The following is a 12,649-nucleotide window of genomic DNA, read 5'->3' on the forward strand; positions in this document are numbered from 1 at the left end:
GGTCGGGGTCGGGTCCTTGGGCGAGAGAGAGTGAGGGCTTCTCCGATGAGGGCTGTGGCGATCGAGTGTTCGGGGACGGTGCGGACGTCAACGCCCCGTCGCCGACCACCGCGACGACCGCGCCCGGATCCCCCGACAACTGGCGGGCCTTGGCCTGGCCATCCGCATAGGACAGGGTCGCGGAAGCGTGCGAGTTCTCCACCCAGTCATGCGGGGACTCGGCCCGCGAGGGGTAACCCGACAGGCCGCCCGTCCGACGAAGCCGCTCGAAACCGGCCCGGCGGCCGGTCAGCAGCTTGTGGACATATGACTGATGCCCGGTGTCGAACAGGACCACATCACCGGCCACCACGTCGAAGGCCCGGTGCAGCGCCAGGGTCAGCTCCACCACGCCCAGGTTCGGCCCCAGATGCCCGCCCGCGGCAGACACCTTCTCGACCAGGAAACCGCGGATCTCGGCGGCCGGCGAGGGCAGTTGCCCGGCCGGCAGCCGGCGTACGTCCGCGGGCCCTGCCGTCAGTTCCAGCAACGGCCACGCCGTTTTCGGGGCGGCAACAGCGACCATGCGACACACCAGCCTCGCCTCGGCAGGACACGTCCTGTTTCCGCACGGTCCAGCCCCCGGGACACCGCACGCGGCTCCCAGCATCGCCCGGACGGTCAGTTCCGAGAAGGCGTACATCACCCACCGTTGACGTGTACACGTACTACGAAGTGCGCCGCGGCGTACATTCCCCGGACCCGCCGGAACGGTGCTCCCACACGCGCCCGGGGCGCGCGATCCACCGTGCGCCCCGGCGGCCGGCACGCGGCTGCGAGGGCAGCTGTTCGCCAGGCGGATCCACCCGTCCTCTGAGGCGCCGTCAGGGATGCGTGGAGTCAGGTCAGTTCGGGGACGGGCAGGTCGACGGTTCCCGTGGTGTGTTTGTAGCGCCCGGTTTCCAGCTGCCAGGCGAGGCCGCCGCCGAGACAGGTGTACGCCGCTTCCAGCCGGCGCCAGGCGGCGCCCTGCTCGGACCGGGTCAGGTGAAGTTCGTCCATGACCGCGGGAAGTTGTCGCCGGGCGGCGAGTGCGTCCCGGGATACGTTCCGGTACATGGTGTGGGTGCGGTCCACCGCTTCTTGCATGTTGTGTGTTTCATGCCGGTAGAGGACATAGACCAGGTTGTTCACCGGGTGGAATCGGGCTTCCATGTCCAGTGAGATCACTTCGTTGGACCAACCGGTCATATTGCTCAGGTCGGTGGTGAGCTGATCGATGACCTTGTGCCTCATGAACCATTCGGGCGGTGCGACCCGCGCGGCGTATTCGACGAGGTCCATCGTCATCTTCATGCCGGAGGTCCACAGCCGGTTGGACGTGAACTCCGCGAGGCCGGGGACGCGATCCTCGATGCGCAGGGCGGTCTCCCACAGATAGCCGCGGAGCCATGCGTCGTTGTGCTCGACGAACCTGTTGTTCCACGCCGTCGGCATGGCTGCGAAGAGTTCTTCGCAGAGGTGGTACAGCGCCCAGTTGCGGAGGTCGGAGGGGTCCGGCCGGTGCCCGCGGAACACCTTGAGCGTGGTCTCGATGGTGCGCCGGGTGCCGGGCAGGTCGAGGCCGAGCGGACCGCTGAACTGGTCGTCGTAGTAGAAGTACCACCACGTCCAGTTATTGGCTTGCTCGCATTCCTCCAGGGGGGAGGTGGGGTATTCGAGTGAGGCGAGACGGCCGCTGTTGAGAGCGCGGTAGGAATCGATGGTGGAGTCATCGATTCCCATGCGCTTCGCCCAGGGCTCCTCGCTCCGGATCACCATCTGCTCGAAGGGGGCCGGGCGAACCGGGACAGGGATCTCGTAGCTGGGCAGAGTCACGGTGACTCGCTGCTTCCACATGATCGGGTCTCACTCCTGTGGCGGGTGACGGGTGGCGCTGTGGGTGGCAACGGGCCCGGGAGCGGGCCCGGGAGCGGGCCCGGTCGTGTGGGGAGGGTTGCCGGCACGCAGGTCGTGGCGGAGTTCCCTGGGGAGAGCGAAGGTGATGGACTCGTCCGCGGTCTTCACGGTCTCGACGTCCTGGTATCCGTGGTCGGTGAGCCAGTGGAGGACGCCGTCGACCAGCACGTCGGGCGCGGAGGCTCCGGAGGTGAGGCCGACCGTGGTGACGCCCTTCAGCCAGGTCTCGTCGATGCCGTCGGCGTTGTCGATCAGCTGGGCGGCGGGGGCGCCGGCGTCGCGGGCGACCTCCACCATGCGGACCGAGTTGGAGGAGTTACGGGAGCCGACGACGAGGACCAGCTCAGCCTCCTCGGCGAGCTTTTTGACCGCGGTCTGGCGGTTCTGTGTGGCGTAGCAGATGTCGTCGCTCGGAGGTGAGGTCAGCCGCGGGAATCTGGTCTTGAGGGCGTCGACGGTTTCCATGGTCTCGTCGACGGAGAGGGTGGTCTGGGAGAGCCAGACGACCTTGGACTCGTCGCGGACCTGGATGTTCGTGACGTCGTCGGGGCCGTCGACGAGGGTGATGCGGTCGGGGGCCTCGCCGCTGGTGCCGATGACTTCCTCGTGGCCTTCGTGGCCGATGAGGAGGATGTCGTAGTCCTCGTTCGCGAAGCGGACGGCTTCTCTGTGGACCTTGGTGACCAGGGGGCAGGTCGCGTCGATGGTGGCGAGGTTCCGGCCGGCGGCCTCCGCGTGGACGGACGGTGCGACGCCGTGCGCGGAGAGCATGAGGATGGAGCCCTCGGGCACCTGGTCGGTCCGCTCGACGAAGATGGCGCCCTTCTTCTCCAGGGTCCGGACGACGTAGGTGTTGTGGACGATCTCGTGCCGTACGTAGATGGGGGCGCCGTACTGCTCCAACGCCTTCTCCACGGCCTGGACGGCCCGGTCCACGCCCGCGCACCAGCCGCGCGGAGCGGCCAGGAGTACCCGCTTGCGCGGTTTCGGTGTGTTCATGTCTGCCTGCGGACAGCGCTGTCGGCGAACTCCCGCAGGAGATCGGCGGAGGCGGGCTCGAACGGGGCGCTCTCCAGGTGCCGGAGAGCCCGTTCGTAACGGTCGGCGATCATGGTCTCGACCCGGTGGGCGGCGCCGGTCGCGACGATGATCTCCCGGGCGGTGTCGGCCTGATCGTCCGTCAGAGTGCGGCAGCCCAGGAACAGGCGGAGCTGATCCGCCTGGACACGGGAGGCATGGCGCAGCGCCAGAGCGGCCAGGACGGTGGCCTTGCCCTCCCGTAGATCGTCCAGCGCGGGCTTTCCCGTCAGCGCGGGATCGCCGAAGACGCCGAGGAGGTCGTCGCGGAGCTGGAACGCCTCGCCCACGGGGATGGCGTAGGCCGTCAGGGCGGCCAGGGCCGCGGGTCCCGCCCCGGCGAGGGCGGCGCCGATGTGCAGGGGCCGTTCGACGGTGTACTTGGCGGTTTTGTAGCGGCAGATCGACAGTGCCCGTTCGACATCGCCGGTGGGTGTTCCGGTGGCGGTGACGTCGAGGTACTGGCCGTACATGACCTCGGTGCGCATGACGTCGATCAGTGGCAGGACGTCGGTGAGCTGCCGGCGGGTGAGGCCGGCGGTGTGGAGGAGTTCGTCGGCCCAGACCAGTGCGAGGTCGCCGATGAGGACGGCGGCGCTGGTGCCGAGCCGGTCGGCCGCGGTGCTGGTGCGGCCGTGGGTGTGGTGTGCGGCGAGGGTGCGGTGGACGGCGGGGTGTCCGCGGCGGGTGTCGGACTGGTCCATGACGTCGTCGTGGATCAGACAGAAGGCGTGGAACATCTCCAGGGACGCGGCGGCCTGGCCGATGGCGCGCGGGCGGCCCTGTCCTCCCGCGGCGTGCCAGCCGGCCAGGCAGAGCAGGGGCCGGATGCGCTTCCCGCCCGCGTGGAGGAAGTCCCGTAGAACGTCGGTCACTTCCGCGGGCAGCTGCTGCTCGGCGAAGGTACCGGCCTTCCTGGTGAGGAAGCCGTCGAGTACACCGTCGACCTCGTTACGGACCAGGTCCTGGTCGAGGCCGCCGGGGTCGGGCGGGGCTGTGGCGGTGGTCATGAGGACTTCCCGTGCTGGGCGGATGAGTCGTGGGAGTTGAGTTCGTCCGCGAGTCGGAGTGCTTCGTCGAGGAGTGCTTCGACGATCTTGTTCTCGGGGACGGTGGTGATGACCTGGCCCTTGCGGAAGATCTGGCCTTTGCCGTTGCCGCAGGAGACGCCGAGGTCGGCTTCCCGGGCCTCGCCGGGACCGTTGACGACGCAGCCCATCACCGCGATCCGCAGGGGGTGGGGGAAGCCGTCGAACGCGGCCTCCACCTTGGCGGCGAGTCGGTGGATGTCGACCTGGAGGCGTCCGCAGCCGGGGCAGGAGACGATCTCCAGCTTCCGGGGGCGCAGGCCGAGGGAGGACAGGATGTGGCAGCCGGCCTTGACCTGCTCGACGGGTGGGGCGGAGAGGGAGACGCGGATGGTGTCGCCGATGCCCTCGCCGAGGAGGATGCCGAGGGCGACGGCGGATTTGATGGAGCCCTGGAACGCCGGTCCGGCTTCGGTGACGCCGAGGTGGAGGGGGTAGTCGCAGCGTTCGGCGAGGAGCCGGTTGGCCGTGATCATCGTGAGCGGATCGTGGTGCTTGACCGCGATCTTGATGTCCCTGAAGCCGTGTTCCTCGAACAGGGAGCACTCCCACAGGGCCGATTCGATCAGCGCTTCGGGGGTGGCTTTCCCGTACTTGACGAGGAGACGGTGGTCGAGGGAGCCGGCGTTGACGCCGATACGGATCGGTATCCCCGCCGCCGCGGCGGCTTTCGCGATGTCCCCCACCCGGTCGTCGAACGTGCGGATGTTGCCCGGGTTGACGCGTACGGCGGCGCAGCCTGCGTCGATGGCCGCGAAGACGTAGCGGGGCTGGAAGTGGATGTCGGCGATGACGGGGATGGGGGACTTGGCGGCGATCTGTGGGAGGGCGTCGGCATCGTCCTGGGAGGGGACGGCGACGCGGACGATGTCACAGCCCGCGGCGGTGACTTCGGCGATCTGCTGGAGGGTGGCGTCGACGTCGGCGGTGAGGGTGGTGGTCATGGTCTGTACGGAGACCGGCGCGCCGCCGCCCACCAGGACATCGCCGACGTGGAGTTGGCGGGTGCGGCGGCGCGCCGGAGTGGAGGGGAGGGCGGGCAGGCCCAGGTCGGTGGTCATCGTGTCTCCACGGGAGGCTCGGGGTGCTCAGGGGTCTCGGGGTGCTCGGGGGTCTCGGCGTACTCGGCGTACTCGGCGTACTCGGGGGTCTCGGCGTGCTCGGGGTGGCGGGGGAGCCGTGCGCGGGCCCGGAGTACGGTCCGGACGATGCCCCGGGCGTCGAGGCCCGCCTCGGCGAGCAGGCCGGCGCGGGTTCCATGGGGGATGAAGCGGTGCGGCAGGCCCAGGACGTGGACGGGCACCGTGCTCGCGATGTCGGTGAGTGCCTGGGCGACGGCTGTTCCCATGCCGCAGGAGCGGATGTTGTCCTCGACGGTGACCACCAGGCGGTGACGGGTGGCGAGTTCGGTGAGCCGACGAGGAACGGGCAGGGCCCAGCGGGGGTCGGCGACCGTACATCCGATGCCCTGGCCGCTGAGGTAGGCACCGGCCTCGACGGCCGGCGCGGCCAGCGGGCCGGCGGCGACGAGCAGAACGTCCCGGACACCGGAACGGAAGAGGATGTCGACGGGGCCCTGACGCTCCAGTGCCGTCAGACCGTCCCCGGCAGGGGCTTTCGGGAAGCGCAGAGCGGTGGGCCCGGCGCTGTGGGTGACGGCCTCGGTCAGGAGTTCCCGCAGCTGTACGGCGTCGCGCGGAACAGCCACCCGCATGCCGGGGACGGCGCCGAGGACGGCCAGGTCCCATATGCCGTGGTGGGAGGGGCCGTCGGGGCCGGTGATGCCGGCCCGGTCCAGGACGAAGGTGACCGGCAGGCGGTGCAGCGCGACATCCATCAGCACCTGGTCGAAGGCGCGGCCCAGGAACGTGGCGTAGAGGGCGACGACCGGGTGCAGACCGGCCATGGCGAGCCCGGCGGCGGAGGTGACGGCATGCTGCTCGGCGATGCCGACGTCGAAGACCCGGTCCGGGAACTTCTCCCGCATCCGGTGCAGACCCGTCGGCCGCAGCATCGACGCCGTGACGGCCACCACCTCGGGGTGCTCGGCCGCCACCGCCGTCAACTCGTCCGCGAACACGCCCGTCCACGACCGCCCCGAACCCCCGGCCGCTACCGCGGGGCGCCCGGTGGACGGGTCGACGACGCCGACCGCGTGCAGACAGTCCGCCTCGTCCGCCTCCGCCGGCGCGTACCCCCGGCCCTTGACCGTCACCACATGCACCACCACCGGACAGGCCAGCCCCCGCGCCCGCCGCAACGCCTCCTCGACCGCGGCCGTGTCATGACCGTCGACCGGGCCGGTATAGGCGAACCCCAGACCGGTGAACACATTCGGGCGGGCCGCCGCGACGCCGGATTCCCTCAGGACCGTCAGATGGTCGGCGAGCCCGCCTTGAGTCGGGTCGTAGGAACGGCCGTTGTCGTTGAGCACCACGATCACCGGACGCGTCCGCGCGGCCCCGAGGTTGTTCAGGGCCTCCCAGGACATTCCCCCCGTCAGCGCGCCGTCCCCCACCACCGCCACGACCGCACGGTCCGACTCCCCCGCCAGCTCACGGGCCTTGGCCAGACCGTCCGCGTAGGAGAGGGCGGTGGAGGCATGCGAGTTCTCCACCAGGTCATGCGGCGACTCGGCCCGGGACGGGTACCCCGACAAGCCCCCGGCCCTCCGCAGCGACCCGAAATCCTCACGGCGGCCGGTCAGTAGTTTGTGCACATATGCCTGGTGCCCGGTATCGAAAACGATCGCGTCCCGGGGCGAGTCGAACACCCTGTGCAGCGCGATGGTCAGCTCCACCACCCCCAGATTCGGCCCCAGATGCCCTCCCGTCGCGCATACCGTCTCCACCAGGAACGCCCTGATCTCGGCAGCCAGCGCGCCCAGCCCCTCCCCGGGCACCGCCCGGAGGTCCGCGGGGCTGCCGGCCTCGGCCAGCAGCGGAAAACGGGAGACGTATTCACTGGCGATACTCATCGAGTTGTCCTCACTGCGGCGGTCGGTGCGATGTGGGTGGGCCTCGGTCACGGCGCCGGCCCCGGAGATCGCGGGCATCAGGAGCTCCTCACTGGGGAAGGGACCCGGCCCAAACCGCGGAAGGGAACCGGCCCAACAGGACCCGGCCCAACAGGACCCGGCCCAACAGGAACCGGCCCTCGTTGGCGCACCGGGATTGAATGACCGATCCGGGCGGGTAACTCCCATTCAGTACATCCGCCGACCCCGCTCCCGTATAGGGGAGTTGCGTGGGGGATGTGCTGCGCGTGCTACCTCTATGCGCCCTTGTGAAGAGCGCCGCAGCCGGTTCACCTTGGCCAGGGCATGTCTTCGAAGTGGCGCCGTCTGCCCACAAGGCGGGCCCGGTGGCGTCCGGTACGTGTGATCGCACGGTGGAAGGTCAACCTCGTACTGGACGTACGTGGACGATCCCGACAACGCGGCGAGCGCGCGCCGGACGCGACCGGGCAAACGGGACTTCGAAGACACGGCCTAGGGCTGAGATCGGGGAAGAAGTGTCCTCTCAGCAACCCAACGCACGGCTCGCGCGGCTACTTGAGGAGGCGGGATGGAACACGGTGCAACTTGCCCACGCCGTCTCGTCGTTGGCATCCGAACGCGGTCACGACCTGACCGTGCACCGCTCGACGGTGACGCGCTGGCTCGCGGGCGCCCATCCTCGTCCCCCCGCGCCCGCCTACATCCTGGAAGCGCTCGCCCGGCGCCTCGGCAGACCCCTGGCCGCCGACGACGCCGGCCTGACCCGAGCCCCCGCCCGCATACCGGACTGGTCCTGGGAGGCAAACCCCGTGCGACAACTGGCCAAACTCACCAACAGCCAACTGGACCCCAGCCGGAGAAAACTCCTGGGCGTGGATGTCTACAGCCTCGCCGCACTGACCGTCCCGAACTGGGAGGACCTTCTCTCCCGGACCACGGCCCGCCGCGCGGGAGTCATGGCCGGGCGCCGGGTGGGCCGCGCGGAGGTCGAGGCGCTCCAGAGCATGACCGTCTTCTTCGCGGCCTCGGCCGGGGCGTTCGGCGGCGGGCACGCCCGCACCGCGCTCACCACCTACCTCGCCGACGACGTCACGCCCTGGCTCCTCGCCGACGCCGGCGAGGACGTGCACAGACAACTTCTCACGCAAACGGCGCGGCTCACCGTCCTGTTGGGCAACATGTGCGCCGACGACAGTGCCGACGCCCTGGCCCAGCACTACCACCGCACAGCCGCCCACCTGGCCGCCGAAGCCGAAGACCCGCACACCTACACCATCGCCCTCAGAGCCCTCGCCACCCACGCACTGGAACTCGGACACCGGCAGCCCGCGCTCACCCTGACCGAACAGGCCGCCGCCACCGCCGCCCGCCACTCCTCGCCCCTGACGCAGTCATTCACCCAGTCGCAACTGGCCCTGGCTCACGCCCGAGCCCACGACCGCCCTCGGGCACTCCTCGCCCTGCAGACCGCGGAAGTCCTCCACAGCCGCGCGGACCAGGACCCGTCCGACCCCTTCGGCAGCTACCCGACCGCGGCTCTGCACTACCAGCGGGCCCGGACACTGACCGCGCTCAGGGACCACCAGGCCGCCGACCGGGCCTTCCACGCCTCCCTGCACGCCCGCGCCCCGCAGGCACGCCGGGCCAGGGCACTGACCACAGCCCTCCTGGCCGAATCACAGCTTCACCAGGGAAACCTCGAAGAATCCCTCACCACCTGGAGACGCTTCCTCGACGACTACCCGGGCCTGCGATCGGCCCGCGCCACCGCATCCCTCACCACCATGCGTCAGGCGCTCCGCCCCTACAGCACCCACCCCGACGTGGCACTCCTGACAGAACAAGCCGCGTCCCTGTGAGGCCAAGCCCCCCCCACACACACACGGGATTCACCGAGGGCCCGCGGAACCGTCGGAGCGCCTCGACCACCAAGCGGCCCACAGGGCCGGCCAGCGCCGACCGACCGTACGCCGCCGCCTACTTGGCCTTTCCGGCCGCCCTCCGCGAGACGCATCGGATGTTCTGGTTCGGTTCACGGGACTCAGAGCAAAAGGATCATCCATGGCTGGTGTTTAGCCCCGACCACAGTGGCGTCCCCGTGCACGGACGGTGAAAGCGCCACGTGTTCACCCGGAGAATCGTTCCTCACCGCCCATTTGACCCGAGCAACGGCGCGGGTATCCCCAGTCGGGGCGAGCCTGGCAACCGCGCCGTAGGTCGAGCCGGGCCTGTCCGCCGTCAACACGGCGGACAGAGCCCGTTCCTGCCCCGTTCCTGCCCTCCTGGCTCATGGCCCGCTGGAGAATCTGTAGCCCGCGCGCCCCGTTGCGCGGGGAACTCGTCAGGTGCTCACCAGGCGATCACGACCAGGCCGTCCGCGCCACCGTCGCCCGGCTTACCGTCACTTCCGGCGAGACCTTTGCCCGGTGAGCAACTGGCGAAGCCGCCGGCGCCACCGTTGCCCATGCTCATGTCGAGAAAATCGCTTCCGACGCCTCGTCCACCATTGCCACCATTGCCGGTCGACGCCGGGGGTGTGTAGGAGGTGCCGGCCGGGAAACTGATGGCGCCGCCGTTGGCGACAGCTCGGCCGCCCGCGCCGCCGGCCCCACCGTTCGCACCCGAAGACGACTCGCGCCGGCCTTTGGGCACGGGCCGGCTTCCACCACCATCTCCGCCCGGGCTGCCGGAGCCACCCGTGTGCACCTCCCCTCCCAGGCTGGCGCCCCCGCCTCCCTTCCCGCCCGGCGTGCCGCCGACCCCGCCCATGCCGTCTTCCGTACCGCCACCGGTGCCTCCGTGCCCACGGAAGCCTCCTCCGCCCTGCCAGGTTGCGGGCTTCCCGCCCTCGGCCTTGTGCACGAGCATGTAGGAGCTGTCGGAGCCGCCGCGACACCGCACGAAGCTTGCTCCTCCGGCACTGCCGAGATCGCCAGGTTGACCGTTCTGGCCATCAGAGCCGTTCACCCCGACGATGTTGGTGCCGGCTGCTCCTCCCTTACCGCCCTTCCCGCCGTCGCCACCCTTGCCGCCCTCGCCGACCTGGACCTGGAAAGTGAATTCGGAGCTGACGGAACTCATGGCGCGCAGGTACCCACCGGCACCTCCGCCGGCTCCTCCTCCGCCGCCTCCGCCTCCACTGCCGCCGCCCCCGTCCGAAGCGCTGATGAGCACGCCGCCGCCTGTTCCCTCCCCGCCCCCTCCACCGCCGTTGCCGCCGGCGCCCGCACCGCCGGCACCGGCCCCCCACATGTAGAAGTGGGCGACCGTCACCCCTGCGGGCACCTGCCAGGTCGTGACTCCGTCAGCGGCCGTGACCACCAGATGACCGTGCTCAGCAGCGGCCTTGTCGTCCTTCACCGGCGACCTTCACCGGCGACGAAGCGCCGGACTCCACAGCTGCCGAACCATCCGCGTCGGGGTCGTAGTCCCCGTCGGGGTCGTCAACGCCTTTGTCTCCGCGGTCTTCGGACACGGCCTCCTCGCCGTCCCTGTCAGGGTCGTAGTCCCCGTCGGGGTCGTCGGCGTCCGCGTCTTCGCGGTCTTCGGATACGGCTTCTCCGGTGCTGTTGTCGGGGTCGGATTCCCCGTCGGAATCTTCACCACCCGGGCCGCCTTCGGAGTCTTCGGTGTCTTCGGCGTCTTCGGCGTCTTCGGAGACAGTCTCCTCGCTGTCCCCGCTGTCCCCGCTGTCCCCGCTGTCCCCGTCGGGGTCGTAGTCGGCGTCAGGATCCCTTTCCACGTCGTCACCCGTACGGGAATCGTCCTCCTCGTCGGGAACGTCACCGCCAGGTTCACGATCGCCGTCCTGCCCCGACTCCTCCTGAGCTCCGTCGTCGTCTCCTGGTCGACCGTTCTCGGTGCCATCGGGATCGCTCCTGTCCGGTTCCGACGGTTCGTCGCCGCCATCGGTGTCCCGCGGTTCCTGGCCGTCGCCCGGATCCTCGGATTCCTCGCCGCCATCGGTGTCCCGCGGCTCCTCGCCGGCACCCGGGCCCTCGGGCTCGTCGAAGTCCCCGTGCGCCTCGTCCGGTTCGCTGTCACCGTAGCGATCGCCCTCGCCGGGATTCCGGCCGTCCTCGGCGTCGCCGACATCATCCGGGCCCCCTACGCGCCCGCCTTCGTCCCACCCGGTGCCCTCGTCCAGCTCCCCGCCAGTGTCCGGCCGGTCGGGCTCGCCGCGGCCGTCAGCCGTCAGCCCGTCAGTGTCATGTGGCTTAGGTACGTTTGTTTCCTGCTCGGCGGGTTCGATGCCGTATACGAAGTCGCCGATGTCATCGCCCTCGCGGACATCTCCGGCGACTTCACCGCCGACATCCTGCGAGCCGCCCCGGTCCTCGAACCTCTCCCCGCCCGGCCTCCCCTGAATACCCTCCGTGCCCGAGTCCTGCCGCGGGGCCGCGTCGAATTCACTGTCGATGCCCTCGGGATCCTGCTCCGCCATGGGGTTCCTCTCTCCGGCATGAACGCTCATAGCCCCACGCCCCCGCCCCGCCCCACAACACGCCGACAGCTCCAGCCCACGCAGGACAAGGCGCCACGCGAGCCACGCCTGTCCACACAGAAAACCGCAGACCACAGCCCCGATAAGAAGTACGAACGACGCATTCACCCGATCGGGCCTTCAGCACGCAAACCAGGCAGACTCGTTTGCACTCAATCGTGGATCTTCACTGGCCGATCCACGCCCGAGTCGTGAATCGTTCTCCCTGCCCGACGCGCAGGGCTCGGGCAACAGCGACAGGACCTACGCCATGCACCGCCGCACCCGCACCCGCACCCGCACCCGCATCCGTACACCACGCCTGCTGCTCGGCGTCACCGCCGCCGCGCTCATCGCGGGCGCGATGCCCGTCGCCGCCCAAGCACACACCACCATCAACACCCCTGTGCATCAGGCCGCATTGCCATCCCTGGGCATCCCGCCTCAGCAGAACGTCCCCGAACTCGACGCACCGGGCGAGCCGAAGACCATCACCTACAGCCCCGACAACCGCGCCCGTCGAGGTCCGGGGACCTTCACCGTCACCGCCCCCGCGCACACCCGCATCACCGCCCTCGACATGCGGTGCATCTCCAACGGCCGCTGCTCAGTCGCCATCGCCGCCGACGGCTCCACCGCCACCGCCCGTCTGCGACCAGGCCGCTGGACCTACAGCAGCCCCGTCCAAGTCCATGTCCAGGCCCTCACCGATGCCCCTCTCAACCGCGCCGAGTACACCGGGACCTTCGACGTCGCCGGAGAGACCCAACCCCTGACCGTCGTCATCACCGAAGGCAAACAAGGCGGCCTCGGCCTCACCTCCAAGGACGCCCCCGGCGGCAAGGGCGCCCTGGTCGCCACCACCGTCCCCGGCGGCCCCGCCGATACCGTCGGCATCCGCGTCGGCGACACCATCACCTCCGTCAACAACACCCCCGTCACCAACGCCGCCGAACTCCGCGCCGCCCGCATCGGCAAACTCCGCTCCGGCGCCACCGTCCCCCTCACCTACCGCCAGCCCAACGGCACCACCCGCACCACCGAAGTCACCCTCACCTGACCCAA

General features: G+C 70.0%; 9 protein-coding genes and 1 pseudogene. 2 read left to right on the plus strand and 8 right to left on the minus strand.

What is annotated here, in order from left to right:
* Positions 1 to 85: 85 nt before the first annotated feature.
* The 6 genes and pseudogenes from AB0M67_RS09255 to AB0M67_RS09280 form a co-directional block, all read right to left on the minus strand.
* Positions 86 to 565 (minus strand): annotated as a pseudogene (locus AB0M67_RS09255) (1-deoxy-D-xylulose-5-phosphate synthase N-terminal domain-containing protein); the annotation flags it as partial.
* 314 nt (positions 566 to 879) lie between these two features.
* Positions 880 to 1,878, minus strand: a complete 999-nt coding sequence (locus AB0M67_RS09260) for a terpene synthase family protein (RefSeq protein ID WP_365744249.1) — start codon at positions 1,876 to 1,878, stop codon at positions 880 to 882.
* A gap of 9 nt (positions 1,879 to 1,887) precedes the next feature.
* A complete protein-coding gene (locus AB0M67_RS09265) occupies positions 1,888 to 2,937 on the minus strand; it encodes a 4-hydroxy-3-methylbut-2-enyl diphosphate reductase (protein WP_365744251.1) in 1,050 nt (349 codons plus the stop codon).
* On the minus strand, positions 2,934 to 4,025 hold the full coding sequence (locus tag AB0M67_RS09270; protein WP_365744253.1) for a polyprenyl synthetase family protein: 1,092 nt from the start codon (positions 4,023 to 4,025) through the stop codon (positions 2,934 to 2,936). The genes AB0M67_RS09265 and AB0M67_RS09270 overlap by 4 nt, the downstream gene beginning before the upstream one ends.
* Positions 4,022 to 5,164 (minus strand): flavodoxin-dependent (E)-4-hydroxy-3-methylbut-2-enyl-diphosphate synthase, encoded by a 1,143-nt coding sequence (ispG, locus tag AB0M67_RS09275; protein WP_365744255.1) that lies wholly within the window; start codon positions 5,162 to 5,164, stop codon positions 4,022 to 4,024. Before ispG ends, AB0M67_RS09270 begins: the two co-directional genes overlap by 4 nt.
* Positions 5,161 to 7,080 (minus strand): 1-deoxy-D-xylulose-5-phosphate synthase, encoded by a 1,920-nt coding sequence (locus AB0M67_RS09280; protein WP_365744485.1) that lies wholly within the window; start codon positions 7,078 to 7,080, stop codon positions 5,161 to 5,163. Before AB0M67_RS09280 ends, ispG begins: the two co-directional genes overlap by 4 nt.
* 599 nt (positions 7,081 to 7,679) lie before the next feature.
* Here AB0M67_RS09280 and AB0M67_RS09285 point away from each other — a divergent pair.
* Complete coding sequence (locus tag AB0M67_RS09285) at positions 7,680 to 8,960, plus strand: hypothetical protein (protein ID WP_365744257.1); 1,281 nt, start codon at positions 7,680 to 7,682, stop codon at positions 8,958 to 8,960.
* Positions 8,961 to 9,450: 490 nt separating this feature from the next.
* Here the strand turns inward: AB0M67_RS09285 and AB0M67_RS09290 are convergent, their stop codons facing one another.
* Positions 9,451 to 10,461: a hypothetical protein gene (locus tag AB0M67_RS09290; RefSeq protein WP_365744259.1), complete on the minus strand. Its 1,011-nt coding sequence runs from the start codon at positions 10,459 to 10,461 to the stop codon at positions 9,451 to 9,453.
* A complete protein-coding gene (locus tag AB0M67_RS09295) occupies positions 10,436 to 11,545 on the minus strand; it encodes a hypothetical protein (protein ID WP_365744261.1) in 1,110 nt (369 codons plus the stop codon). The genes AB0M67_RS09290 and AB0M67_RS09295 overlap by 26 nt, the downstream gene beginning before the upstream one ends.
* A gap of 310 nt (positions 11,546 to 11,855) precedes the next feature.
* On the opposite strand from AB0M67_RS09295, the gene AB0M67_RS09300 reads away from it, so the two are divergent.
* Entirely contained in the window at positions 11,856 to 12,644 is a 789-nt protein-coding gene (locus AB0M67_RS09300; protein ID WP_365744262.1) for a PDZ domain-containing protein, read from the plus strand.
* Positions 12,645 to 12,649 lie beyond the last annotated feature (5 nt).

The organism is Streptomyces sp. NPDC051662 (genome assembly GCF_040681655.1).
Taxonomy (GTDB): domain Bacteria; phylum Actinomycetota; class Actinomycetes; order Streptomycetales; family Streptomycetaceae; genus Streptomyces.

What these genes read in the sequence shown, in the direction of transcription:
- AB0M67_RS09260 (WP_365744249.1), bottom strand. Translation starts at nt 1,878, where the DNA reads ATGTGGAAGCAGCGAGTCACCGTGACTCTGCCCAGCTACGAGATCCCT.
- AB0M67_RS09265 (WP_365744251.1), bottom strand. Translation starts at nt 2,937, where the DNA reads ATGAACACACCGAAACCGCGCAAGCGGGTACTCCTGGCCGCTCCGCGC.
- AB0M67_RS09270 (WP_365744253.1), bottom strand. Translation starts at nt 4,025, where the DNA reads ATGACCACCGCCACAGCCCCGCCCGACCCCGGCGGCCTCGACCAGGAC.
- ispG (WP_365744255.1), bottom strand. Translation starts at nt 5,164, where the DNA reads ATGACCACCGACCTGGGCCTGCCCGCCCTCCCCTCCACTCCGGCGCGC.
- AB0M67_RS09280 (WP_365744485.1), bottom strand. Translation starts at nt 7,080, where the DNA reads ATGAGTATCGCCAGTGAATACGTCTCCCGTTTTCCGCTGCTGGCCGAG.
- AB0M67_RS09295 (WP_365744261.1), bottom strand. Translation starts at nt 11,545, where the DNA reads ATGGCGGAGCAGGATCCCGAGGGCATCGACAGTGAATTCGACGCGGCC.
- AB0M67_RS09300 (WP_365744262.1), top strand. Translation starts at nt 11,856, where the DNA reads ATGCACCGCCGCACCCGCACCCGCACCCGCACCCGCATCCGTACACCA.